This is a genomic window from Streptomyces kaniharaensis (genome assembly GCF_009569385.1).
Lineage (GTDB): Bacteria > Actinomycetota > Actinomycetes > Streptomycetales > Streptomycetaceae > Kitasatospora > Kitasatospora kaniharaensis.
In genome coordinates this window covers 3,712,323-3,736,114 of record NZ_WBOF01000001.1, presented here as the reverse complement: position 1 = coordinate 3,736,114, position 23,792 = coordinate 3,712,323, and the positions used below count along the sequence as shown (strand labels likewise).

Annotated in this window: 20 protein-coding genes; 11 read left to right on the top strand and 9 right to left on the bottom strand. The window is 74.2% G+C overall.

Features of this window, described 5'->3' with window-relative positions:
• Window positions 1–108 precede the first annotated feature (108 nt).
• Together F7Q99_RS16915 and F7Q99_RS16910 are read left to right on the top strand one after the other, a co-directional pair.
• The gene (locus F7Q99_RS16915) at window positions 109–2,901 is read left to right on the top strand and encodes a flippase-like domain-containing protein (RefSeq protein ID WP_230210245.1); all 2,793 of its coding nucleotides are present in this window, start codon (window positions 109–111) and stop codon (window positions 2,899–2,901) included.
• A gap of 110 nt (window positions 2,902–3,011) precedes the next feature.
• Complete coding sequence (locus tag F7Q99_RS16910; protein ID WP_153460101.1) at window positions 3,012–4,235, top strand: IS30 family transposase; 1,224 nt, start codon at window positions 3,012–3,014, stop codon at window positions 4,233–4,235.
• A gap of 78 nt (window positions 4,236–4,313) precedes the next feature.
• Here F7Q99_RS16910 and moeZ read toward each other — a convergent pair whose 3' ends face one another.
• The 5 genes from moeZ to F7Q99_RS16885 all read right to left on the bottom strand — a co-directional run bounded on the left by moeZ (window position 4,314) and on the right by F7Q99_RS16885 (window position 10,740).
• Window positions 4,314–5,492, bottom strand: a complete 1,179-nt coding sequence (gene moeZ / locus F7Q99_RS16905; RefSeq protein ID WP_326846754.1) for an adenylyltransferase/sulfurtransferase MoeZ — start codon at window positions 5,490–5,492, stop codon at window positions 4,314–4,316.
• Between the two features lie 232 nt (window positions 5,493–5,724).
• On the bottom strand, window positions 5,725–6,714 hold the full coding sequence (locus F7Q99_RS16900) for an NAD-dependent epimerase/dehydratase family protein (protein ID WP_153462446.1): 990 nt from the start codon (window positions 6,712–6,714) through the stop codon (window positions 5,725–5,727).
• A gap of 109 nt (window positions 6,715–6,823) precedes the next feature.
• Window positions 6,824–7,951 (bottom strand): hypothetical protein, encoded by a 1,128-nt coding sequence (locus F7Q99_RS16895; RefSeq protein ID WP_153462444.1) that lies wholly within the window; start codon window positions 7,949–7,951, stop codon window positions 6,824–6,826.
• Window positions 7,951–9,573 carry a DUF3492 domain-containing protein gene (locus tag F7Q99_RS16890; RefSeq protein ID WP_326846753.1) on the bottom strand — a complete coding sequence of 541 codons (1,623 nt, stop codon included), beginning with the start codon at window positions 9,571–9,573 and terminating at the stop codon, window positions 7,951–7,953. Before F7Q99_RS16890 ends, F7Q99_RS16895 begins: the two co-directional genes overlap by 1 nt.
• Window positions 9,574–9,837: 264 nt before the next feature.
• Entirely contained in the window at window positions 9,838–10,740 is a 903-nt protein-coding gene (locus tag F7Q99_RS16885; RefSeq protein ID WP_153462442.1) for an alpha/beta fold hydrolase, read from the bottom strand.
• 230 nt (window positions 10,741–10,970) lie between these two features.
• On the opposite strand from F7Q99_RS16885, the gene F7Q99_RS16880 reads away from it, so the two are divergent.
• The 3 genes from F7Q99_RS16880 to F7Q99_RS16870 all read left to right on the top strand — a co-directional run bounded on the left by F7Q99_RS16880 (window position 10,971) and on the right by F7Q99_RS16870 (window position 12,460).
• Complete coding sequence (locus F7Q99_RS16880) at window positions 10,971–11,633, top strand: TetR/AcrR family transcriptional regulator (RefSeq protein ID WP_326846752.1); 663 nt, start codon at window positions 10,971–10,973, stop codon at window positions 11,631–11,633.
• Window positions 11,634–11,765: 132 nt separating this feature from the next.
• Window positions 11,766–11,993 carry a DUF3107 domain-containing protein gene (locus tag F7Q99_RS16875; protein ID WP_326846751.1) on the top strand — a complete coding sequence of 76 codons (228 nt, stop codon included), beginning with the start codon at window positions 11,766–11,768 and terminating at the stop codon, window positions 11,991–11,993.
• Window positions 11,994–12,133: 140 nt separating this feature from the next.
• The gene (locus F7Q99_RS16870) at window positions 12,134–12,460 is read left to right on the top strand and encodes a hypothetical protein (protein ID WP_153462438.1); all 327 of its coding nucleotides are present in this window, start codon (window positions 12,134–12,136) and stop codon (window positions 12,458–12,460) included.
• A gap of 4 nt (window positions 12,461–12,464) precedes the next feature.
• On the opposite strand, the gene F7Q99_RS16865 is transcribed toward F7Q99_RS16870, so the two are convergent.
• Window positions 12,465–13,190, bottom strand: a complete 726-nt coding sequence (locus tag F7Q99_RS16865; protein ID WP_153462436.1) for a ferritin-like fold-containing protein — start codon at window positions 13,188–13,190, stop codon at window positions 12,465–12,467.
• Window positions 13,191–13,898: 708 nt separating this feature from the next.
• On the opposite strand from F7Q99_RS16865, the gene F7Q99_RS16860 reads away from it, so the two are divergent.
• The 5 genes from F7Q99_RS16860 (at window position 13,899) to F7Q99_RS16840 (ending at window position 19,163) form a co-directional block, all read left to right on the top strand.
• A complete protein-coding gene (locus tag F7Q99_RS16860) occupies window positions 13,899–15,764 on the top strand; it encodes a DEAD/DEAH box helicase (protein WP_230210244.1) in 1,866 nt (621 codons plus the stop codon).
• Between the two features lie 116 nt (window positions 15,765–15,880).
• Complete coding sequence (locus F7Q99_RS16855) at window positions 15,881–16,765, top strand: alpha/beta fold hydrolase (protein WP_153462434.1); 885 nt, start codon at window positions 15,881–15,883, stop codon at window positions 16,763–16,765.
• 379 nt (window positions 16,766–17,144) lie between these two features.
• Complete coding sequence (locus F7Q99_RS16850; protein WP_153462432.1) at window positions 17,145–17,303, top strand: hypothetical protein; 159 nt, start codon at window positions 17,145–17,147, stop codon at window positions 17,301–17,303.
• A gap of 317 nt (window positions 17,304–17,620) precedes the next feature.
• Window positions 17,621–18,259, top strand: a complete 639-nt coding sequence (locus F7Q99_RS16845) for a DUF6758 family protein (RefSeq protein WP_153462430.1) — start codon at window positions 17,621–17,623, stop codon at window positions 18,257–18,259.
• 46 nt (window positions 18,260–18,305) lie between these two features.
• Window positions 18,306–19,163 (top strand): PHP domain-containing protein, encoded by an 858-nt coding sequence (locus tag F7Q99_RS16840; RefSeq protein ID WP_326846750.1) that lies wholly within the window; start codon window positions 18,306–18,308, stop codon window positions 19,161–19,163.
• Between the two features lie 93 nt (window positions 19,164–19,256).
• Here the strand turns inward: F7Q99_RS16840 and F7Q99_RS16835 are convergent, their stop codons facing one another.
• Both F7Q99_RS16835 and F7Q99_RS16830 read right to left on the bottom strand, forming a co-directional pair.
• Window positions 19,257–19,895 carry a suppressor of fused domain protein gene (locus F7Q99_RS16835; protein ID WP_153462426.1) on the bottom strand — a complete coding sequence of 213 codons (639 nt, stop codon included), beginning with the start codon at window positions 19,893–19,895 and terminating at the stop codon, window positions 19,257–19,259.
• A gap of 396 nt (window positions 19,896–20,291) precedes the next feature.
• Window positions 20,292–21,494 carry an IS110 family RNA-guided transposase gene (locus tag F7Q99_RS16830; RefSeq protein ID WP_153462424.1) on the bottom strand — a complete coding sequence of 401 codons (1,203 nt, stop codon included), beginning with the start codon at window positions 21,492–21,494 and terminating at the stop codon, window positions 20,292–20,294.
• Window positions 21,495–21,704: 210 nt separating this feature from the next.
• Between F7Q99_RS16830 and corA the strand changes: the two genes are divergently transcribed.
• Entirely contained in the window at window positions 21,705–22,829 is a 1,125-nt protein-coding gene (gene corA / locus F7Q99_RS16825; protein ID WP_153462422.1) for a magnesium/cobalt transporter CorA, read from the top strand.
• 6 nt (window positions 22,830–22,835) lie between these two features.
• On the opposite strand, the gene F7Q99_RS16820 is transcribed toward corA, so the two are convergent.
• On the bottom strand, window positions 22,836–23,759 hold the full coding sequence (locus F7Q99_RS16820; RefSeq protein ID WP_326846749.1) for a DMT family transporter: 924 nt from the start codon (window positions 23,757–23,759) through the stop codon (window positions 22,836–22,838).
• Window positions 23,760–23,792 lie beyond the last annotated feature (33 nt).

Below are 23,792 nucleotides of genomic sequence, written 5' to 3'. Positions count from 1 at the left end.
CGGTACGAACGATCCGCCGCGCCCGATCCGGCCCCTGTCCCGCACGGGGGGTCGGGGGCATGCCACCATCTTCCGGGGCGGTGAGTGGTGATACGAGGACAAGACCAGATGACCGGGACGGCTGACGTGGGCACGCACAAGGACTCCGACGAGTCCGCCGCCCGCATGCCCGCAGGTCCCGGCGCAGAGCCCGTTCCCGGGCCGACGCCGGAAGTCTCCCTGATCAAGGACCGGACGATCAAGACCCCTCGGCCGACCGGCCCCGCCGACGGCGCGGCCACGCGCCTGCCCGAGCCCGCGCAGGCCCCCGAGGCCGAGCCGGCGTCCGTCCCGGAGCCGGTGCCCGCGCCGGAGCCCGCGCCCGCCGGCGAGTCCCCTTCTCCCGCCGAGCGCGCGCTCGCCGCCTTCCACGATCCGCTGGACGACACCCCGGGCCTGGACGTCGACGAGCCGCTGCTCGCCGCCCGGGCGCACCGCCCGTCCGACCTGATCCGCTTCCTCGCCGGCGTCTTCGGCATAGTCGCCGTCTTCGTGCTGGCCGGCGTCGCGACCTCGACCACCACCGGCATCGAGCAGGACATCGCCACCAACGCGCCGCGCTTCTCCGCGGTGCTGTCGACCGTCACCGGTCTGATCTCCAGCGTCGCGGTGCTCGCCGTGCCGCTGGCCTTCGCGGTCGAGCGGCTGATCAAACGCGACGGCCTGCGGGTCGCCGACGGCGTCCTCGCCTCGGTGCTGGCCTACGGCGTCTCGCTGGGCGTCGACTGGTGGGTCGCCGAGGGCGCCTCCGAACACATCCGGGAGGCGCTGACCCGGCTTCCACTGGACAGCAACGGCACCCTCACCGACCCCGTGCACGGCTATCTCGCCCCGGTGATCGCCTACATGACCGCGGTCGGCATGTCGAGCAGACCGCGCTGGCGGGTCGCCCTCTGGGTGGTGGTGGTCTTCAGCGGGGTCACCGAACTGCTCGGCGGCTACACCACCCCGCTGTCGCTGCTGCTCACCGTCCTGATCGGCCTGTCCGTCGCCTACGGCACGCTGTACGCGATCGGCTCCCCCAACATCCGGCCCACCGGCCAGCACCTGATGATCGGCCTGCGCAAGGTCGGCTTCACCCCGGAGAGCGCCCACCGCGCCCCGGACGCGCCCGGCGGCACCCGCCGCTACTACGTCGCCCAGCAGAGCGGCCCGCCGCTGGACGTCCACATCATCGACCGCGAGCAGCAGGCCTCCGGCTTCTTCTACCGGGCCTGGCGCCGGCTGCGGCTGCGCTCGGTGGCCGTCCGGCGCAGCCCCCAGTCGCTGCGCCAGGCGCTGGAGCAGGAGGCCCTGATCGCGTACGCCGCGGCGGCCTCCGGGGCCCGCGCGCCGCAGCTGGTCGCCACCTCCGAGCTGGGCCCGGACGCCGCGATCCTCGTCTACGAGAACGTCGAGGGCCGCACCCTGGACGAGCTGTCCGACGACGAGGTCACCGACCAGGTGATGGCCTCGCTCTGGGAGTCGGTGTCCGCCCTGCACGAGCGACGCATCGCCCACCGCCGCCTCACCGGCGAGTCGCTGCTGGTCGTGGACGAGAAGACGGCCTGCCTGGTCAACCTCTCCGGCGGTGACATCGCGGCCACCGATCTGACCCTGCGCATCGACGTCGCCCAGCTCCTCACCACCTTCGCGCTGCGGATCGGCCCGGAGCGCGCCGTCGCCACCGCCAACGCGGTGCTCGGCGCCGACCGGGTCGCGCAGGCGCTGCCGCTGCTCCAGCCGGTCGGGATGAGCCGCTCCACCAGGGTCGACCTGAAGAAGCTCACCAAGGAGCGCAAGGCCGCCGCCCAGGCCAAGGCACTGGAGCAGGTCGCTGCGGGCGAGCGCACCCAGCAGCAGGCCGAGGAGGACATAGCGGCGGCCGGCGAGGACATGCTGAGCCGCATCCGCGGCCAGATCCTGCAGATCGCCCCCGAGGCGCCGATGGAGCCCGCCAAGCTGGAGCGGCTGAAGCCGAAGAGCCTGATCATGGTGATCGCGCTCACCTTCGCCGCCTACCTGGCGCTCACCACCATCAAGCCGGCCCAGCTCAAGCTCTCCCAGATGGACTGGGCCTGGGCGGCGGCGGCCCTGGCGGCGGCCGCGTTCAGCTACGTCGCCGCGGCGATGAGCCTGACCGGCTTCGTGCCGGAGAGGCTGCCGTTCCGGCGGACGGTGGCCGCCCAGCTGGCCGGCTCCTTCGTCAAGCTGGTCGCCCCCGCCGCGATCGGCGGCATCGCGCTCAACACCCGCTACCTGCAGAAGGCCGGCATCCGCTCCGGCCAGGCGGTGGCCTCCGTCGGCGCCTCCCAGCTGGCGGGCCTGGCCGGGCACCTGCTGCTGCTGTTCAGCTTCGGCCTGATCACCGGCAGCCAGACCAACGGCGACCTCTCCGCCTCCCGCGCGGTGATCATCGGTGTGCTGACGGCCGCCGTGCTCGCCCTGGTGGTGGCGGCCGTCGCACCGCTGCGGCGCTTCGTGCTGAACCGGCTGCGCTCGCTGTTCTTCGGCGTGGTGCCGCGGATGCTCGACCTGATGCAGACGCCCAGCAAGCTGGTCACCGGGTTCGGCGGGATCCTGCTGCTGACGCTCTCGTTCACCGCCTGCCTCGACGCCTCGGTGCAGGCCTTCGGCGGCGACGTCAGCTTCTCGGCGGTCGCGGTGGTCTTCCTGACCGCCAACGCGGCCGGCTCGGCGATCCCCACCCCGGGCGGGATCGGCCCGGTCGAGGTCGCCCTGATCGGTGCGCTGACCGTCGCCGACGTGTCCCCGGCGGTCGCCACCCCGGCGGTCTTCCTCTACCGGGCGCTCACCTTCTGGCTGCCCGTGCTGCCGGGCTGGATCGCCTACAACGTGCTCCAGCGCAAGCACGCGCTCTGAGCACGCGCCGCGCGGAGCCGGATACGACAAGGAGCCGGGTACAACCAAAGGGCCCGCCGGGAAGGCTTGGGTTCTAGGAGTCGTTGCAACACCCCAGTTCAGGGGATGCATTGGACTTCGAGATCCGCAAGGACCGGACGGCCCAGGGGCCTGTGAAGCTGCGCCGGGAACGGGAGGCATACTCCCGGCTCATGCAGCAGGGCTACACGAACACCGAGGCGTGCCGGATCGTCGGCATCGCCCGCCGGACCGGCCAGAAGTGGCGTCACGGCCGCGGAGCCGAGCAGCGGCAGAAGGCGGCACCACCGATTCGCATGGTGGTGCCGCCTTCCGGTGTCTCCCGGTATCTGAGCGAGGACGAGCGGATCCACATCGCCGACCGGCTGCGGGAGAAGGCCACCGTGCGGGCCATCGCCGCGGAGCTGGGCCGCAGTCCGTCCACCATCAGCCGGGAGATCCGCCGCAACCGCACCGAGGGCACTCGCGGGCAGTGGCACTACCGTCCGCACGCCGCCCAGGCCAGGGCGGACGCTCGCCGGCCCCGCCCCAAGGCCCGCAAGATCACCGAGAACCCCGAGCTGCACGCCGCCGTCCAGGCGATGCTGGACGAGCAGTGGAGCCCGGAGCAGATCTGCCACGCTCTACGTCGACAGTTCCCCGACCGGCCGGAGATGCACGTGGTCCACGAGACCGTCTACCAGGCGCTCTACGTCCAGGGCCGCGGCGAGCTGCGGCGCGAGCTCGCCGGTGCCCTGCGCTCAGGCCGGGCCCGCCGCAGGCCCCAGCGGCAGGCCAACTGCCGGCGTTCCCGCTTCACCGACCCGATGGTCATGATCAGCGAGCGCCCCGCCGAGGCCGAGGACCGGGCCGTCCCCGGCCACTGGGAGGGCGATCTGATCCTCGGCAAGGAGCACAAGTCCGCGATCGGCACCCTGGTCGAGCGTTCGACCCGCTACGTGATGCTGCTGCACCTGCCCGGCGACCACACCGCCGAGACCGTCCGCGACGCCCTAGTGGCCACCGCCCGGACACTCCCGGTCCAGCTGAAGCGGTCCCTGACCTGGGACCAGGGCAGCGAGATGGCCAGGCACGCGGAGTTCAGCCTGGCCACCGACATCCCGGTCTACTTCTGCGACCCGGCCAGTCCCTGGCAGCGCGGCTCCAACGAGAACACGAACGGCCTGCTGCGGCAGTACTTCCCCAAGGGCACCGACCTGTCGGTCCACACGCCCGAGCACCTGGCCGCCGTCGCCGACCAGCTCAACCGCCGCCCACGCAAAACGCTCGGCTGGGAAACCCCAGCCGAGCGTCTGGCTAAACTCCTCGCGGCCTAGACAACCGACCACGTGTTGCAACGACCACTAGAAACCGCCAGGCGGGCCCTTTCGCTGCGGACTCTCAGCTGCGGGTTCTCAGTAGACCGGCTTGTGCGGCTCGATCTGGTTCACCCAGCCGAGCACACCGCCGCCGAGGTGGACGGCGTTGGCGAAGCCCGCCGCCTTCACCACGGCCAGCACCTCGGCCGAGCGCACGCCCGACTTGCAGTGCAGCACGATCTTCCGGTCCTGCGGCAGCCGCTCCAGGGCGTCGCCCATGAGGAACTCGTTCTTCGGGATCAGCACCGCGCCGGGGATGTTGACGATCTCGTACTCGCCGGGCTCGCGGACGTCGATCAGGAAGATGTCCTCCTCGTCGTCCTGCCACTGCTTGAGCTGCTGCGAGGTGATGGTCGAACCGGCGGCGGCGGCCTGCGCCTCCTCCGACACGACGCCGCAGAAGGCCTCGTAGTCGATCAGCTCGGTGACCGTCGGGTTCTCACCGCAGACGGCGCAGTTCGGGTCCTTGCGGACCTTCACCTGGCGGTAGTTCATCTCCAGGGCGTCGTAGATCATCAGCCGGCCGACCAGCGGGTCGCCCACGCCCGCCAGCAGCTTGATCGCCTCGGTGACCTGGATCGAGCCGATGGACGCGCACAGCACGCCCAGCACGCCGCCCTCGGCGCAGGACGGGACCATGCCCGGCGGCGGCGCCTCCGGGTAGAGGCAGCGGTAGCAGGGGCCGTGCTCGGCCCAGAACACGCTGGCCTGGCCGTCGAAGCGGTAGATCGAGCCCCACACGTACGGCTTGCCGAGCAGCACCGCGGCGTCGTTCACCAGGTAGCGGGTGGCGAAGTTGTCGGTGCCGTCCACGATCAGGTCGTAGCCGGAGAAGATCTCCATGACGTTGGAGTTGTCGAGGCGCTCGTCGTGGATGACCACGTCGACGTAGGGGTTGATCTCCTTCACGGAGTCCCGCGCCGACTCGGCCTTGGGGCGGCCGACGTCCGACTGGCCGTGGATGATCTGGCGCTGCAGGTTCGACTCGTCGACCACGTCGAACTCGACGATGCCCAGCGTGCCGACACCGGCCGCGGCGAGGTACATCAGCGCGGGCGAGCCGAGGCCGCCGGCGCCGACACACAGCACCTTGGCGTTCTTCAGCCGCTTCTGCCCGGCCATCCCGACGTCGGGGATGATCAGGTGGCGGGAGTACCTGCGAACCTCGTCAACGGTGAGCTCGTCAGCCGGCTCGACCAGGGGTGGCAGCGACACGGGGACTCCGATGGTCGTCGGTTCAGGTGGCCGGGGCCAACCTGTTGTGGGCATGTTGCTCCGCCACTCAGGTGGCTCTGCTACGCCCAACAGTGTCATGCCCCTCCGGTATTCCGAGACAGCCCGTCCGATGGGCGAGACGGGCGCCGTCGGATCGTGGGACCGGCGTGCGGGCGCCCGAACGGCGCTCCGACCCTGCCACCACGCGCCGGACGAGCCCTCGGCATCTCCCTCAGACCCGGCAGGCCGTCTCCAGCCAGACGTCCCCGAGTGACTCCTCCAGCGGCACCTGTGTCCGCCAGCCGAGACGGTCGCGGGCGGTGCGCACGTCCGCCTGTCGCCACGGCACCGGCTCGCCCGACGGGGCCCGGCCCTCCGCCCGCGGCCCCTCCGGCCGGTGGCCCGGCAGGTGGTGTCCGGGCAGGTGGTCGCCGCCCGTTCCGACGGCCTGCGCGGGCAGCATGACCTGCCGGTTCTCCTCCACGATGGCCCCCTCGAAGCCCGACGCCCGGACCAGCAGCTGGGCCGCGTCCCGGGCCCGCACGGCGTGCCCGCTGCCGATGTTGACCACCCCGGTGGCGGCCGACACCGCCGCCGCCTGGATCGCCCGAGCGACGTCCCGCACGTCCACGAAATCCCGGTATCCGGACAGGTCCGGCATCCGCACCTGGGACTCGTCCCGCTCCAGCGCCCGGCGCAGTCCCTCGGCGAGCCGCCCGAACAGCGAGGCGGTCGGCGAGCCCGGGCCCACCACGTCGAACACCCGCAGCACCGCCGCGTCCAGCCCGGAGGCCAGCACCAGCTCCGTCCCGGCCAGCTTGGACACCCCGTACGGGCCGACCGGCCGCGGCTCGGCGTGCTCCGACACCGGCACCCCGCCGGGCACCGGCCCGTACTCGGCCGCCGAGCCGACGTGCACCAGCCGGGCCGGCTCCCGGCTGCGCCGGATCGCCTCGCAGACCGTGGCGACGGCCAGCGTGTTCGCCCGGATCAGGGTGCGCGAGCTGCCGTAGGTGGCGCCCGCACAGTTGATCACCACCTGGGGCGCGACGGCGTCCAGGAAGCGCGCCAGCGCGCCCGGGCTGCCGGTGGTCAGGTCGAAGCGGATGTCGGCCGAGTCGCGCCGGCCGAGCACCGTCACCTGCAACTCCCGGTCCATGAGCAGACGGTCGGAGACCCGGCGGCCGATGAAGCCGTCGGCGCCCAGCAGCAGCACCCTCATCGGGGGTGTCCTTCCACGAAGCGAGGTCGGGGACGACCTGGCGGACTGAAATCAACGAACGGGACGAATCGGCGGGCGGGGCCGACGGGGCTGACGGTCATCACAGTCATCACGGCCATCGGTGCGCCTCGGCCCGGCCGAGCACCGCCCAGGCGTACCCGAGCAGCACCGCCGCGACGGCGCCGCCGCCGAGCAGCCCGGCCGGCGGGCCGGAGCCGACCGGCCCGAGCAGCGCCAGGGTGGCGGCCGGACCGGCGAGCGCGCCCAGCGCGGCGGCGGTCCACCGGCCGCACCGGGCGAGCACCGCGGGCAGCACCAGCAGCAGGCCCAGCACGCCCTGCGCCGCCCACTCGGCGGCGCCGGCCCGCTCGGCGGCCAGGTGCAGCAGCCCGCCGCCGTGGCCCGGCCCGCGCGGCGCGACGGCGGTCAGCACGACGAGCGCGGCGAAGGTCAGCACCCCGAGCACCGCCAGGTGCAGGGCCACCGCCACCGGGAGCACCGGCCGCATCCGGGCCCGGAACGCGGCGAGCGTGGCCGCCGCGCCCAGATGTCCGCGGCCGACCTGCCGGCACCAGCGGGCCGCCCGCTCCGCCGACCCGGCCGACAGCGCCGCGGCGAGCACCAGGGCGACGGTCAGCGGCCGGTCCCGGCCCGCCGTGGCCGACGGGAGCAGGAGCAGCGCGGCCAGGCCGATCCCGTACGCCAGCGCCGCGGGCCGCCACCGGGTGCCGCTCCCGTGGTGTACGGCCGGAGGCGGGCCCAGCTCGTCGCCGTCGACGGGCCCGGCGAACGGCGGGCGCCCGGGCCCGGCCGGGGGGTCCGCGGTCAGGGCGGGGGTGAGCAGGAGCGGCACGGCGGCGGCCAGCAGCACCGGCCAGCGCACCCCGAGGCCAGCCACCGCCGCGCAGGGCAGCGCGGCCAGGGCGGAGGCGGTGAGCGCCGCCCGGGCGGTGGCGCCGCACTCCTGGTCCCGCGCCTGCGGCCGGTCCCGGGCCTGCGGCGGCACCGGCGGACGGCGCGGCACCCGGGCGTACAGCTCCTCGGCCAGCGAGAACAGGTCGGCGTGCCGGCAGCGGGCCGCCGCCTCGGCGCCCAGCCCGGCCTCCTCCAGCCCGGCGGCGATCTCCAGCGGGCCGACGGCCCGCTCGCAGAGCGCCCGGTGCTCCGCCATCACCTCGCGCACCGGGTCCCCGGAGGGCCGGCGCGGGTCTCCCACCGCTGTGCTGCCGGCGGTCATCAGAGCGCCTCCGCGAGGGCGCCGGGTCGCTCCTGCGCACCGTCGCCGCCGCTCCCGTCGTCCGGATCCGCCGCTCCCCGGTCCTCGGGGCCGCCGCGCAGCCCGTCCGCGAGCCAGAACTCGGCGGGCCGGGCGAACGGCCGGGGCGGCTCGCCGGTCGCGCCGCCGCCCGCGCCGTCCGGGAAGGCCGGGAACTGCGAGACCACCTCCAGGTAGATCTCCCGGAAGGCGCCGATCACCGGCTCGACGGCGAAGCGTTCCTGCACTCGCAGCCGTCCGGCCAGCCCGAGGCGGGCCCGCCGTTCCTCGTCGCGCAGCAGCGCCAGGCAGGCGCCGGCCAGGGCGCGCGGGTCGCGCGGGGGCACCAGCAGCCCGGTCGGGCCGACCACCTCGCGGGCCGCGCCGACGTCCGTCGACACCACCGCCCGGCCGCTCAGCATGGCGTCCGCGAGCAGCCGCGGGCGGCGCGGCGAGAGCGCGGAGAAGACGGCCACGGTGCCGCTCTGCCAGGCCTCGGCGAGCGAGCCGGGCCGTCCGGCGAAGTCCACCGCCGCGGCCACCCCGAGCCGCTCCGCGAGCTCCGCGCAGTGTGCGCGGTAGCCGGGCGCCGCCTCCTCGCCGTGGATCACCAGTCGGGCGGCCGGCAGTTCGGCCCGGACCAGCGCGAAGGCGTGCAGCATGAGTCCCGGGTCCCGGCCGGGTTCCAGGGCGCCCGCCCACACCAGGGTCGGCGCGTCCGGCTCGGGCCCGGCCGCCGGGCGGGCCACGGCGGGCGTCCCCTCGTACACCACCCGGGTGCGAGCCGGGTCGGCACCGCACCGGCGCTGCCACTGCTGGTCGTGGCCGCTGCCGGGGGTGAGTATCGCGGCCTGCCGGTACGTCTCCTCGGCGAGCGCCCGGAAGAACGCCAGCAGCAGCGCCCGGACCGGCCATCCGTACGGCGCCTCGCAGTGGCCGAGGTACTGCTGGCGCAGGTGCAGTCCGTGCTCGGTGACCACGAACGGCACTCCGTGCAGGTGCCTGGCCGCCAGGGCGGGCAGCGCGGCCGGGCCGCCGCCCACGACGTGGCAGAGGTCGGCGCGGCCGAGGCCGCCGGGCCCGTTGCCGTACCAGGGCGCGGACAGCGGGCGCAGGAACTGTTCCAGCAGGTCGGCGGCGACCAGCACGTCGCAGACCAGCGGTTGCCCGGCCGAGGTGTCCGCGCCGGGCAGTCGCCAGACCCGCTCCAGGGTGCGGCGGGCGTGCCCGGAGGCCAGGAAGGCGGGCAGGCCGCCGTCCTCGCGGGCGAGCGCGGCGAGCCGGTACAGCCCGGGCCCGAAACCGGCGCGCTCCGCCGGCAGCACCAGCGCGCGCACCAGCTCCTCGTACGCCCGCACGTAGCGCCGTCTGCGGAGCGCGCCCGGTGCCCGCCCGCCCGGCCGGCGCCCCCGCAGCGCCAGTTCGCGCACCCCGCGCCAGGCGGGCGACAGCCGGTCCGCGACCCCCGGGGGGCCGGCCGGGCCGGTCAGCAGGTACAGCTCGAAGTCGTGCTCCGGCAAGCCCTCGACCAGCCGGTCGCACCAGCCCCCGGCGCCACGCTTCGGATATGGACGAGCACTCTCGGTAAGCAAGGCGACGCGCACGGAAGACCTCCTCTGCTGGTTGCTGCCCCTCTTGTCTTGCCCGCCAGGGGACCGCGGTTGCCACCCCGCGAAGGGGCCACCGGAGTCGCGGGGCCGTACGCCTTGCTACCCACGTGCCAAGTGGTCCGGCGTCTGCGGCTCTCCCCCCACACCTGTTCGGTCCGGCAGCAGAAAGGTAGGACCGGCCCACGGGGCTCCATCGGTCACATGCCTGGTTGCCACCTGAACGAGTGAAAGCGCGTGACCTCGGTGTGAGCCGGGCCGTTACCGGCCGTCGCCGCCGAGCAGCTCCCGCACCTCGCGCGCCACCTGCTCGGGGTGCTCCATCATCGCCACGTGCCCCGACTCGGGCAGCACCAGCAGCCGGGCGTCCGCGAAGGCCGCGCAGGCCCGCCGCGCCGAGCGGTACGAGACCAGCTTGTCGCGCAGCCCGTACACCAGCAGCACCGGCGCCTCGACCTGCGCGGCCTGCCGCCACAGTGCCTGGTCGCCGCGCTCGGTGTACGCCGAGACGATCCCGCGCGCGGAGCCGACCAGCGCCTGCATCGCGTACGGCACCGTCAGCCGGCGCCGGTACTCGGCCACCGCCTCGGCCCGGGTGGCGGCGGACAGCCCGTCCGGGTCCCCGTAGACCAGCCGGAGCAGGCCGTCGGCGGCCTGCTCCGGACCGCGCCGGTTCGCCGGGAGCCGGCGCATCAGCGCGGGCACCCCGGGCATCGCGAGCAGCACGGTCGGCCAGGCGCTGCGCTGCGGCGCCAGCTCGGGCAGCGCGGGCGAGACCAGGGTGAGGCTGCGGACCAGGTCGGGGCGGAGCGCGGCGAGCCGGACGGCGACCGCGCCGCCGAGCGAGTTGCCGAACAGGTGCACCGGCCCGCGCCCGGAGGCCTCCAGGTAGCCGATCACCGCGCGGACGTGGCCGGAGAGGCTGAGGTTGCCGTCGGCGGGCGGCGCGGAGGCGCCGAAGCCGGGCAGGTCGACCGCCTCGCCGTCGATCCGGTCGGCGAGCAGGTCCATGAGGGCCGTCCAGTTGCCGGCCGAGCCGCCGAGCCCGTGCACGAACAGCCCGGGCTCGCGCCCGTCCGCCCCGCCCTCGCCGGCCGGGCGGTGCACCGCGACCACCGCACCGGGGACCTCGACCGTCCGTATCTGCTGCTCAGCGCTGCTCATGGTGGACGATGGTAGTGAGCCCCGGCCGGGGGCACCCGGGGGGAGTCCGGCCGTCGCAGTCCTCGTCGGCCTCGTCGCACCACTGCCGACGCCGAGGTCAGCGCCGTATTGTGGGCTCCTGACAAGGAGGCCGGGGGCTTTTCTCACGTCCGCCGAACCCGAACGCGGTTACCGAAAAGTAGAATCGGTCACCTTAGCCAGCCCCGAACAACCCCGAAGTGAGGAGCGCCGTGACGGCCATCCAGGAGGCGCAGGAGCGCCCGCGCGGTGCCCGCCTGCCGCGAAGCGCCCGCCGTGAACAACTGCTCGGTGCCGCCCAGGAGGTGTTCGTCGCGCAGGGTTACCACGCGGCCGCCATGGACGACATCGCCGACCGCGCCGGGGTCAGCAAGCCGGTGCTGTACCAGCACTTCCCCGGGAAGCTGGAGCTCTACCTGGCGCTGCTCGACAAGCACTGCGACGCCCTGGTCGAGTCGACCCGCGAGGCGCTGTCCACCACCACTGACAACAAGCAGCGCGTGGCCGCGACGATGGACGCGTACTTCAACTACGTCTCCGGCGAGTCCGGCGCCTTCCGGCTGGTCTTCGAGTCGGACCTGACCAACGAGCCGGCCGTGCGCGAGCGGGTCGAGCGCGCCTCCGAGGCGAGCGCGACGCTGGTCAGCAAGGTGATCCAGGAGGACACCGACCTGCCCGAGTCCGAGTCCAAGCTGCTCGCCGCCGGCGTCTGCGGGCTGGCGCAGATCACCGCCCGCTACTGGCTCTCCCAGGGCCTGGAGATCCCCCGCGACGAGGCGGCCCGGCTGGTCGCCAGCCTTGCCTGGCGCGGCCTGAAGGGCTTCCCGATGCACCCCGGCATGGAGCCGGCGGAGGGTTCGTCCGAGCAGCGGTGATCCGCTGACCTTCGCCTCCGCGGTGATCGCGTGCTCTATGGTGAAGCCGTACGGCGCGGTCGCCGCGAACGCTTGTCCCAGGCGGTCCGGTGTCCGCGCGTGGATGGCTGCAACCCCGGAGGGACGGAAGCCGTGGAGGTCAAGATCGGCGTGCAGAACGCGCCGCGCGAGATCGTGATCGAGAGCTCGCAGACTGCCGATGAGGTCGAGAGCGCGGTCGCCAAGGCGCTGGAGGGCACTTCGAAGCTCTTCTCGCTGGCCGACGAGCACGGCCGCCGCATCATCGTCCCGGCCGAGCGCCTGGCGTACGTGGAGATCGGCGAGCAGGCCGCCCGCAAGGTCGGCTTCGGCACCGCCTGAGCTGCTCACCCGGTGCCCCGTTTCCCCTCAGGGAGCGGGGCACCGTCGTGTGTACGGCCGGGTGTACGGCCGGGTGTGCGCGGGTACGGCGACAGTGCGGCCGTCCGTCCGGCCGCGCCCGCACCTCGGGGAGGCAGGCCGTGCTGGTCGAGTCGATCGTCTTCGCCGTCGTCGGCCTGGCCACGGGCCTGACCGCGTTGCTGGCGCTGCCGGCCTACTTCCCGGCGGGCCGCGGGCTGACGCTCGGCACGGCCCTGGCGGCGGCGCTGGTCGGCGGCGTGGTCGCGCACTTCTGCCTGGCCGGGCACTACCCGGCGGTGACGATCGGCGCCTCGGCCGTCGCCTCGGCCGTGCTCACCTCGGCGCTGGCCCGGCCCGACCTGGCCGCCGGGCGGGCCCCGGAGCACCGGCACCACCCGCACCGGGCCGGCGCCCACCGCCCGCAGCGGCGGCACCGGCCGGCCTGAGCGGTCAGCTGGCCAGGCCGAGGGCGGCCATGCGCTTGGTGTGCGCCTCGGTGATCCGGTTGAACATCTTGCCGACCTCGACCAGGTCGAAGCCCTGCACCTGGACGCCGCCGACCAGCAGGTTCGACAGCGCGTCCCGCTCGGCGACCACCCGCTGGGCCTGGCTCAGTGCCTCGCCCATCAGCCGCCGGCCCCACAGCGCCAGCCGGCCGCCGGCCCGCGGGTCCGCCTCGATCGCCTGGCGCACCTTGTCGACGGCGAACTGGGCGTGGCCGGTGTCGGACATGACGCCGAGGACCAGCTCGCGGGTGTCGTCGTCGAGCCGGACCGCCACCTCGCGGTAGAAGTCGGTCGCGATCGCGTCGCCGACGTAGGCCTTGACCAGGCCCTCCAGCCAGTCCGAGGGCGCGGTCATCCGGTGGAACAGCTCCAGCGGCTCGACGAACGGCCGCATCGCCTCCTGCGGGTCCGCGCCGATCTCGGCCAGCCGGTCGTGCAGCCGCTGGTAGTGCTGGAACTCGGCGGAGGCCATCCGGGCCAGCGCCGCCTTGTCGGCGAGGTCGGGCGCCAGCTTGGCGTCCTCGGCGAGCCGCTCGAAGGCGCTCAGCTCGCCGTACGCGAGCGCGCCGAGCAGGTCCAGCACGGCCGCGCGGTAGCCCGGGTCGGCCGAGCAGCTCGCCCAGTCCCCGATCGAGCCGGCCGCGTCCTGCGTCTCACCATGGGTCTCCATGACCCGCCACCTTAGTCGCGCCCGGCCGGCTCCCCCACCCCAACCGTCCGCCGGCCGGCGCACCCGGGTGACCGCCCGGATCGCCCGGTCTCACGCCCCTTGCCAGGGGCAATGTCAGACGCGTCACGTGTTCGAGTCGTCGGCTGACTGTATGGTGGTACGGAGCCCCGTCGTGTTCGCACGGTGTCACCGCCGTCTCGGTGTCCCGCGCAAGCCCGCTCCCAGCGGCGCCGTCCCCTTCGGACGTGTCCGCATCGGAGGCACGGGGGCTCACGTACGCGGATGCCCGGTCGGAGAGCCGATCGGCTCCGACCTCGGCTTGGACTTCAAGCCTAGGCACCGCATCAGTGGCCGAGCGAGGGCCGCCGAGACCACGCCCGCCCGGCTCAGGTCCCGCGCAGGTCCCTCACGGGAATCCTCCCCGACGCCGCCGGCGACGCGCCCCGCAACGGGCCGCGCGCACCGGCCGGCAGCAGGGACCGTCGCGGTTGTGCGTCCGCGCAGCTGTATCAGGGCCGTCCCGGCCCGTACGCAGCCGCGCGGCTGCCCGCCCGCCGCTCGCTCTCGGCCCCTCCACACGGAAGAGGCAGCACCCTGTCCACCACCGCCGAACCCATCAAGACGACGTTCCGAGAGCTGGGAATCCTCCCGGAGACCGCCGAGGCCCTGGAGGCCGTCGGCATCGTCCACCCCTTCCCGATCCAGGAGATGACCCTGCCGGTCGCGCTGACCGGCCACGACGTCATCGGCCAGGCCAAGACCGGCACCGGCAAGACCCTCGGCTTCGGCCTCCCGCTGATCGAGCGGGTCGTCGTGCGCGCCGACGTGGACGCCGGCCGGGCCACCGAGGACGAACTCTCCGACGCCCCGCAGGCGCTGATCGTCGTCCCGACCCGCGAGCTGTGCACCCAGGTCACCAACGACCTGCAGACCGCCGGCAAGGTCCGCGACGTCCGGGTGCTCGCCGTCTACGGCGGCCGGGCGTACGAGCCGCAGGTCGAGGCGCTCAGCAAGGGCGTCGACATCGTGGTCGGCACCCCGGGCCGCCTGCTCGACCTGGCCGGCCAGAAGAAGCTGAACCTGTCCAAGGTCCGCGCGCTGGTCCTCGACGAGGCCGACGAGATGCTCGACCTTGGCTTCCTGCCGGACGTCGAGAAGATCATCACCATGCTGCCGGCCAAGCGGCAGACCCTGCTGTTCTCGGCCACCATGCCGGGCCAGGTGATCAACCTCGCCCGCCGGTACATGAGCCAGCCCACCCACATCCGGGCCACCGCCCCGGACGACACCGGCTCGACCGTCGCCAACATCGAGCAGCACATCTTCCGCGCGCACTCGCTGGACAAGGTCGAGATGGTCTCGCGCATCCTGCAGGCCGAGGGCCGCGGGCTGGCGATGATCTTCTGCCGGACCAAGCGCACCGCCGCCGACGTCTCCGACCAGCTGACCCAGCGCGGCTTCGCGGCCGGCGCCGTCCACGGCGACCTCGGCCAGGGCGCCCGCGAGCAGGCCCTGCGGGCCTTCCGCAACGGCAAGGTCGACGTGCTGGTCTGCACCGACGTCGCCGCCCGCGGCATCGACGTCGAGGGCGTCACGCACGTCATCAACTACCAGTGCCCCGAGGACGAGAAGACCTACCTGCACCGGATCGGCCGCACCGGCCGGGCCGGCGCCTCCGGCACGGCCGTCACCCTGGTCGACTGGGACGACATCCCGCGCTGGCAGCTGATCAACAAGGCGCTGGACCTGCCGTTCAACGACCCGGAGGAGACCTACTCCACCTCGGCGCACCTGTACGAGCTGCTGAAGATCGCGCCGGGCACCAAGGGTGTTCTGCCGCGTTCGGAGCGGACCCGGGCCGGGCTCGGCGCGGAGGAGGTCGAGGACCTCGGCGAGACCGGCGGGCGCGGGGCGCGCTCCGGCCGCGGCCGCGGCGCGCGCGGCGGCTCCGGGCGCTCCGACGCTGCCGCCGCCGAGGCGGTCGAGGAGAAGCCGCGCCGTACCCGCGAGCGCCGGCGGACCCGCCGGGGCAGCACGGTCGGCGCCGAGGGCGAGGCCGTTGCCGTGGTCGAGGCCGCTGAGGTCGAGACTCCGGCCGTCGAGGGCGCCGAGGGCGAGGCCGCGCCGCGCCGTCGCCGCCGCCGCTCGCGCGGTGGTGCCGCGGCCGAGGCCGCGGTCGTCGAGACCCCGGCTGCCGAGACCCTCGCCGAGGCCCCGGCCGAGGAGAAGCCCGCCGCGCGGACCCGGACCCGCACGCGCAAGCCGAAGGCGGAGGCCGCCGCGGAGGTTCCGGCCGCCGAGGCCGTCGCCGAGGCCCCGGCCGAGGAGAAGCCGGCCGCGCGCCGTACCCGGACGCGCAAGCCCAAGGCGGCGGAGGCCGTCGTCGAGGCGGTCACGGACGCGCCGGCCGAGAAGAAGCCGGCGACCCGGGCCCGCAAGCCCAAGGCCGCCGCGGAGAGCGCCCCGGAGGCCCCGGCCGCCGAGGCCGACGCCGCCGCCGAGGTCCCGGCCCCGCGCCGCCGCACCCGCGCCCGCAAGGTCGCCGCCGCTGCGGAGACCACCCCGGAGAGCTGACCCGAGCCGCCCCGGAGGGGGCGGGCCGGCCCCGCGGTGGGTCTGCCCGCCCCCTCCGGCGTTTCTGCCCTAGGCTCGGGGGTTGCCGGGCAGTCGCGCGTAGGAGAGAGCCGTACATGAGCACGCCGCCGTTCCTCACCCTCCCCCGTTGTGCCCGTGCGCTGCGGTTGGAGACCGCGCGGGGCGACTTCGCGGCGCTGCGGGCGGAGCCGGACGGGCCGCTGCGGGGGTCGGCGCTGCTGGTGCCCGGGTTCACCGGCAGCAAGGAGGACTTCGTCGCGCTGCTGGAGCCGCTGGCGGCGGCCGGGTACCGGGTCACCGCCGTCGACCAGCGCGGGCAGTACGAGACCGGCGGGCCGGACGATCCGGCCGCGTACGCCGTCGAGGCGCTGGGCGCGGACGTCCGGGCGCTCACCGAGGCGCTGGCGGCCGACGGCGGGCCGCTGCACCTGCTGGGGCACTCCTTCGGCGGGCAGGTGGTCCGGGAGGCCGTCCTCGCCGCCGGGGCCGAGGGCCCGCTGCCGTGGCGCTCGCTGACGCTGATGTCCACCGGCCCCGGCGCGATCGACCCGGCCGAGGCGGCCCGCACCAAGCTGCTGCTGGACGCGCTGCCGGTGCTGAGCCTGGAGGAGATCTGGCAGGTCATGCAGCAGATGGACGAGGGCAGCGGCGACCGGAGGCAGCGCCCGTCCGCCGACGTCGCCGAGTTCCTGCACCGCCGCTGGGTGGCCGGCGTGCCGCGCGCGCTGACCGTCACCGGCGGCCATCTGATCGCCGCCCGGGACCGGGTGGACGAGCTGGCCGCCGCCGTGGCCGGGCTGCCCGGACTGCCCGTGCTGGTGCTCTCCGGGGTGCGGGACTACGCGTGGCCGGTGCCGGAGCAGACCCGGATGGCGGAGCGCCTGGGCGCCCGCCGGGTGGTCGTCGAGGACGCCGGCCACTCCCCCAACGCCGAGCAGCCGGCCGCCACCGCCGAGGCGCTGGCCGCCTTCTGGGCCTGATTCCGGAGCGATTCCGGAGGGGCCCCGGAGTGGTCTGAACCACTTCTCGAGGTTCGACCGCCGTCGACACGGGACAAAAGTCGTTAGTTACGGTAATCTTTGATTCTGTCCGGGAATCATCGTCGGCCTCCATGCCGGTACGAACTCTTCGAAACCAGGACTTTACGGACGGGCAACGGCCCGGAAGCACCGCCACGACACCGTGGTCCATGAGGCACCAGCCGCACCAGGCAAGCAGGGGGAGCCCTTGCCGCAGCAGACCGCCGCACGTACGACCCGACCGATCCGGCCATACCGCCGGACCCGGAAGACCCCGAAAGGGCTGATACCGAGTCAGCCGCAATCGCCCCGCCCCGCGGGGCCGGAAAAGGAGACGCCCATGACGCATACCATGCGCTTCGAGATCCTCCGACTGGACGACGCCAACGGCTCCGCCACCGACCGTCTGATCGCCGACGCGGAGACCGTCCGCGAGCTCGTCCAGGCCGCCGCCAGCACCGGCGAGCGCCTGCTCATCCGTCCGTGCCCGGCCATCTGACCGAGCGCGGCGCCTCCGACCGGGAGTCCTCACCCGCCGCCGACGAGCCCGGAGCGTCCGATCCCGACGTTCCGATACCAGACTGACGCCCCGTCACCGCGATCGCCGATGACGGGGCGTCAGTGCGTTCGGTCGCATCCCCGGCGCCACCCGCCCGACGTTTGCCGCCGCCCGCCACTGGACATCCCCCATCCGGAGCCGCCCGCACCATGCCCACCCCGCACGGCCGGGCGTCCACCACCGACAGGTGCCGCCGAGCCCTCCGTACGGGTGATCGTCCTTGACGCGGCGGTCCGGAGGGAGGAGCGTTGTCGGCTATGAGGGGCGAGCCAAGCTGCCCGAGGTGCGCCGGTCGGGTCCGCGCCCCCGGTCTGTTCTCAGACACCTGGCAGTGCGACCGGCACGGAGCCGTGCACCCGATGCAGCCGGTGCTGCCCCCGAGCGTGGAGGCCCTGGGCGTCGCCGTCGCCCGCTCCCAGGTCCCCGTCTGGCTGCCCTGGCCGCTCCCGGTCGGCTGGCTCTACACCGGCATCGCGCACGTCGGCGACGACGTCTCCGGCGCCCGCGCCACCGCCGTCGCCTGCTCCGGCCCCGCGCCGCTCGGCGGCTTCGGCGAACTGGTGCTGGTCGCCGAGGAACTGGGCGTCGGGCTCGGCGCCCGGTACGCCGGGATGGCCGGCCCCGACCCGGGCGAGTCCGTCGCGCTCTACAAGCCCGCCGACGCCAAGCTGATGGCCGCCGGGCGGCCCACCCCGATGTTCCACGTCCCGGACGCCCCGGCCGACCGCGCGGTGTTCGTCGGCGAGGCGCGCGGGCTCTGGCTGTGGGCGATCGCCTGGCCCGAGCAGTCCGCACTGGTGATGTACGACGAACTGGTGCTCACCGACCTGCGCGAGGCCGGCGCCGAACTGGACCTGCTGCCCTGCGGCGCCCTCTCCCCCCGGCTGCTCGGCTGACCGTCCTATCCTGGGCGGCACCCGAGAGTCTCCAGGAGTCCCACCCGTGCGCATCGACCTGCACGCCCACAGCACCGCGTCCGACGGCACCGACAGCCCGGCCGAGCTCGTCGCGGCCGCGGTGGCCGCGGGCCTCGACGTCGTCGCGCTCACCGACCACGACACCGTCGCGGGCCACGCCCGGGCCGCCAAGGCGGTACACGCGCTGCCGGCCGGCACCCTGACCCTCGTCCCCGGGGCCGAGCTGTCCTGCGTCGTGGACGGCATCAGCATGCACCTGCTGGCGTACCTGTTCGACCCGGCGGAGCCGGCGTTCGCGGCCGAGCGGGAGCTGGTGCGCACCGACCGGTTCCGGCGCGGGCGGGCGATCGTCGAGCGGTGCCGGGAGCTCGGCGCGGACATCAGCTGGGAGCAGGTGCAGCGGATCGCGGGGGAAGGGTCGGTCGGCCGGCCGCACATCGCGAGCGCACTGGTCGAGGCGGGCGTGGCGGACACCGTCTCGGACGCCTTCACCGCCGAGTGGCTGGCCAACGGCGGGCGGGCGGACGTGCGCAAGCACGAGACCGACCCGGTCGAGGCGGTCCGGCTGGTCAGGGCGGCCGGCGGGGTGCCGGTGTTCGCCCACCCCGGCGCGGTCAAGCGTGGGCGGACCGTCTCCGACCAGGTGATCGCCGACCTGGCGGCGGCCGGGCTGGCCGCACTGGAGGTCGACCACATGGACCACGACGAGGAGACCCGGGGCCGGCTGCGCGGCCTGGCCGGCGAACTCGGGCTGCTGGTCACCGGATCCAGCGACTACCACGGCGGCCGCAAGACCGTCCGTCTCGGCGAGCACACCACCGACCCGGCGGTGTACGAGGCGCTGCTGGACCAGGCCACCGGCGCGAAGCCGATCGGGGGCTGAGCGCACGCGCTCTGCGCGCGGGCGTGCGGAGGCGCGGCGACGGGGTGCGGCCAGGCATTTGCGCCCCGCCGCACGCCCGGTCGTGAGGGGCCGTCAGTCCAGGCGGACGCCGCGGCGGTCCGGGTCGCGCAGGTCGGTCCCGTGGTCGAGCCAGCGCTCCTGGAGGGCGGCGGCGCCGTGCACCCGCTTCCAGCCGGCCTCGTTGGGCGTCATCGGGAGCAGCGGCAGGAAGCGGACCGGGTCGGCCGGCTCGTCCAGCTCCAGGTCCGGCACCAGGCCGCCCGGCTCGGCGGCCAGCACCGAGGTGAACGGCGCGCCCTCCCAGAGCGGGGCGCCGAGGTCCAGCGAGCCGCCCGGGGCCACCACCAGGCCCTCCACCTGCGGCGTCGCGGCGAAGGTGGCCAGGCTGCGGAGCACGTCGTCGCGTCCGCCGCGGACCGTCAGGACGAGTTCGACGCGCGGGCCGCGCAGCTGGTCGGCGACCATCGCGGTCGGGTCGGCCATCGGCGCGGCGGACATCCCGAGGGTCGCGTAGCGGACCAGGCCCTCGGCGTCCGGGCCGAAGCGCAGCACCTCGATCCGGTCGGTGCCGAGGAAGGTGACGGCGGCCCGGCCGCTCGGCTCGCCGAAGGTGGAGATCAGCCGGGCCTCGACGGCGGCCAGCACCGCCTCCCGGGAGAGCTCCGGGGAGGAACCGTGGGGGTCGCCGAAGAGCGGGAAGTCGTGCGCCATGCGGTGAGCGTAACGCGCGGGTGTGCGCCGCCGGCGCGGGGGCGGCGCCGGAACACCCGGGCGCCGATGATCGGTCAGATGTTAGGGTGAGCGACTGGCCACCGGGAACCATGACGTTCCAGGGGCCGCGGCACGAAGGAGGTGGTTGCGGTGGATACCGGCCGAGATTGCAGTACCGGCAGCTCTGCCCGGCCCGGACCCCTTCCCCGCACCCCCGCCACGCGCGGCTGATCCAGCGCAGCCGAGGCGGCCCGCACGGACGGACCGGCCGGGAGAGCGCCCCGCCCTTCACCGGTGTTTTCCCGCCGTCGCACCACGGCCCTCCCCCCGGCCCAGGCCGGGCTGCCACCCGCCGCCGTGCGGCGGCTCCTGTCCCAGGGAGTTTCAATGACCGAGTCAAGCCGCCTGCGTGGCCGGCTGGACGGGGGTGAACTCCCGTCCGTCACGCAGAAGTGCCCAGAGCACGTTGACCCGGCGGCGGGCGAGCGCGATCAGGGCCTGGATGTGGCCGCAGCCCTCGGCGCGCTTCTTGAGGTAGAAGTCCCGGTTGGGGCCGTCCTTGATGATGCTGGTCTGCGCGGACATGTAGAACACCCTGCGCAGGCGGCGGCTGTAGCGCTTGGGCCGGTGCAGGTTGCCGGTACGGCGCCCGGAGTCGCGCGGGACCGGGACGAGGCCGGCCGCGGAAGCCAGGCGTCCGGCGTCGGCGTAGGCGGCCAGGTCGCCGGCGGCGACGACAAACTCGGCGCCGAGGATCGGGCCTATGCCCGGCATGGACTCGATGATGTTCGCCTGCGGGTGGGCGTGGAAGGTCTGCTTGATCTGCTTGTCAAGGCCGCTGATCCGCTCGTCCAGCACGAGCAACTGGGCGGCGAGGTCGGCGACGATCGACGCGGCGACGCCCTCGCCGGGCAGCACGGTGTGCTGAGCGGCGGCGGCCTCCAGTGCGATGGCCGTGACCTTGTCAGGCGAGCGGACGCCGCGCTTGCGCAGCCACGATTCCAGGCGGGTGCGGCCGACGCGGCGTATCCCGGCGGCGGTCTGGCGGTAGGTCAGCATGGTCAGCGCGCCCTTGTTGTTGGACCAGTCGAAGGCCCGCTCCAGGGCCGGGAAGATCCCGGTCAGCACGTCACGCAGCCGGTTGACCATGCGGACCCGGTCGGCGACCAGGTCGGTGCGGTGGGCGACCAGCAGCGCGAGGTCCGCGACCAGCTGGGCCGGCACGTCCACGGCCGCGAAGTCCCTGCGCAGGCGCGAGGTCTCCGCGATCACGAACGCGTCGCGGGCATCCGTCTTCGCCTCGCCCCGGTAGGCACCCGCCATCCGGTGCACGGTCCGGCCGGGCACATAGACCGGCTTCTGCCCGTGCGACGCGAGCAGGGCCAGCAGCAGCGCGGACGCGGTGCCGGACAGGTCGACCGCCCACTCCACGGCGTCCGCCATGGCCAGCGCCTCGGCGATGGCCTCCAGGATCGCCGCCTCATCGTTGTCGATCTTCTTCGACCAGACCTGGAACCCCGACTCATCGACCGCCGCCGCCCAGTGGTGACCCTTGCCCGCGTCGATCCCCACCCAGATCCGGGCCCGCCGCTCTGTCATCCCACGCTCCCCACGCCGAAACCAGCACTCTCCTCGGCCCGAAGAACACCCCGCCGTCAGCTCCGTAAACAGCGACCAGGACGCAGATCTCAATCAGCGGTCAGGGCGCCCCGGAGAACCGGACGGCCACTCCTCAGGAGCCACAGAAGGCAAGACCCCGTCAGCCACATCCGGCCCTCCCGGGCCGACCAACACCTTACGGAGCCTGCCATGTCGATGATCAACAGCCTGCGCGCCGCCGTCCGCACCAACCGCCTCCGCCCCGGCTCCGCCCGCTACGACGCCGTGGCACCTGGCGGCGCCGACTCGGCGGTGGTGGACTGCGCCGTCTACCAGCACGGCCGCCGCAAAGGCCAGAGCTGCAGCCCGCGCGAGGCCGCCCGCAGAGTCAAGGCCGCCCAGCAACTCCCGGACGGCGCGGGCTCGTTCAGCTGGATCGGGCTGCACGAGCCGAGCGAGGAGGAGTTCGAGGGCATCGCGCAGCGCTTCGGTCTGCACCCGCTCGCGGTCGAGGACGCGGTGCACGCGCACCAGCGGCCCAAGGTCGAGCGCTACGACGACGTGCTGTTCGCCGTCTTCAAGACCATCCGGTACGTCGAGCACGACCAGCTCACCCCGACCAGCGAGGTGGTGGAGACCGGCGAGCTGATGGTCTTCGCCGGGCGGGACTTCGTGATCACCGTCCGGCACGGCGGGCACGGTTCGCTGCAGGACCTGCGGCACCGGCTGGAGGCCGACGCGGACGACGCCGGGCTGCTCGCCAAGGGCCCGGCCGCGGTGCTGCACGCCATCGCCGACCACGTGGTGGACAACTACCTGCTGGTCGCCGAGCGGCTGCAGAACGACGTGGACGAGATCGAGTTCGACGTCTTCTCCAACAAGGGCGGGCGCGGCACCGACGTCGGTCGGGTCTACCAACTCAAGCGCGAGGTGCTGGAGTTCAAGCGCGCGGTGGTGCCGCTGCTGCGCCCGATGCAGCAGCTCTCGGAGCCGCTCCAGCGGCTCGTCGACCCGGACGTCCAGAAGTACTTCCGGGACGTCGCCGACCACCTCGCCCGGGTCACCGAGCAGGTGCACGGCTTCGACGAGCTGCTGAACTCGCTGCTCCAGGCCAACCTTGCGCAGGTCTCGGTCGCGCAGAACGAGGACATGCGCAAGATCACCGCCTGGGCCGCGATCTTCGCCGTGCCCACGATGATCACCGGCGTGTACGGCATGAACTTCGACAACATGCCCGAGCTGCACCAGAAGTACGGCTATCCGATGGTGCTCGGCGCGATCGTGCTGATCTGCATCGGGATGTACCGCGGCTTCCGCCGCAACGGCTGGCTGTAACCGCCCTCACCGACGGCCGCGGGCGACCAGGACCAGGCCGAGCAGGATCAGCACCACCGCCGGCAGGGCGGCCACCGGGGGCCACTGGCCGAGCCAGAGGGCGGCGATCAGCGTGGCGCCCGGGGTCTCCAGCAGGAGCGCGGTGGAGGTGACGGACGGGCCGAGGGTGCGCACCACCCGGTTGCTCAGCGAGTGGCCGAGCAGCTGCGCGGTGACCATGAGCAGGGCGATCTGCCACCACACCCCGGCCGGCCAGCCGGACAGCGGCGTCCCGGCCACCAGGCAGGCGGCCAGCAGTCCCACCGCGGTGGTGGCGTAGCAGACCAGCGTGTAGGCGGAGGTGCCGACGGTCCTGCGCACCTCGGCGCCCAGCAGCATGTACCCGGCCTGGGCGAGGCCCGCGCCGAGCGCCAGGGCGTCGCCGAGCAGCGCGCGGGGAGAGAGCGAGAGGTCCACGCCCGTCAGGACCAGCACGCCGGCGAAGGCCACGCACATGCCGATCCGGACCAGCCGCGGCGCCCGCACACCGAGCAGCCGCATCAGCAGGATCGTCCAGAGCGGGCAGGTGGTGACCAGGGCGGTGGCGGAGGCGACCGAGGTCATCCGCAGGCTCGGCGTCCACAGCGCGAAGTGGACGGCCAGCAGCGCCCCGGCCGCGATCGCCAGCAGCAGTGCCCGGCGGCCGATGCCGCGCAGCTCGGCGCGGTGCCGCAGCAGCGTCCACGGGCCGAGCACGCCGACCGACATGACGTTGCGCCAGAACGCGATCGCCAGCGCGGGCGCGGCGGTCGCGCTGATCAGCGGGCCGGACAGCGAGACGCCGCCGATCGACACGGCGAGCAGCGCCAGGTCGAGGACGGGAAGCGGGTGGGCGGGCGCCGCGGCGGGGGCCGTGCGGGCGGGGGCGGTCGCGGGCCGGGCGGCGGGCACGGCGCTCCTTCGCTGGAGACGGTGGCTGGGCGG

What these genes read in the sequence shown, in the direction of transcription:
- F7Q99_RS16860 (WP_230210244.1), top strand. Translation starts at nt 13,899, where the DNA reads ATGACCCTGCCGGTCGCGCTGACCGGCCACGACGTCATCGGCCAGGCC.
- F7Q99_RS16850 (WP_153462432.1), top strand. Translation starts at nt 17,145, where the DNA reads ATGACGCATACCATGCGCTTCGAGATCCTCCGACTGGACGACGCCAAC.
- F7Q99_RS16900 (WP_153462446.1), bottom strand. Translation starts at nt 6,714, where the DNA reads ATGAGGGTGCTGCTGCTGGGCGCCGACGGCTTCATCGGCCGCCGGGTC.
- F7Q99_RS16885 (WP_153462442.1), bottom strand. Translation starts at nt 10,740, where the DNA reads ATGAGCAGCGCTGAGCAGCAGATACGGACGGTCGAGGTCCCCGGTGCG.
- F7Q99_RS16830 (WP_153462424.1), bottom strand. Translation starts at nt 21,494, where the DNA reads ATGACAGAGCGGCGGGCCCGGATCTGGGTGGGGATCGACGCGGGCAAG.
- F7Q99_RS16845 (WP_153462430.1), top strand. Translation starts at nt 17,621, where the DNA reads ATGAGGGGCGAGCCAAGCTGCCCGAGGTGCGCCGGTCGGGTCCGCGCC.
- F7Q99_RS16865 (WP_153462436.1), bottom strand. Translation starts at nt 13,190, where the DNA reads ATGGAGACCCATGGTGAGACGCAGGACGCGGCCGGCTCGATCGGGGAC.
- F7Q99_RS16895 (WP_153462444.1), bottom strand. Translation starts at nt 7,951, where the DNA reads ATGACCGCCGGCAGCACAGCGGTGGGAGACCCGCGCCGGCCCTCCGGG.
- F7Q99_RS16855 (WP_153462434.1), top strand. Translation starts at nt 15,881, where the DNA reads ATGAGCACGCCGCCGTTCCTCACCCTCCCCCGTTGTGCCCGTGCGCTG.
- F7Q99_RS16835 (WP_153462426.1), bottom strand. Translation starts at nt 19,895, where the DNA reads ATGGCGCACGACTTCCCGCTCTTCGGCGACCCCCACGGTTCCTCCCCG.
- corA (WP_153462422.1), top strand. Translation starts at nt 21,705, where the DNA reads ATGTCGATGATCAACAGCCTGCGCGCCGCCGTCCGCACCAACCGCCTC.
- F7Q99_RS16915 (WP_230210245.1), top strand. Translation starts at nt 109, where the DNA reads ATGACCGGGACGGCTGACGTGGGCACGCACAAGGACTCCGACGAGTCC.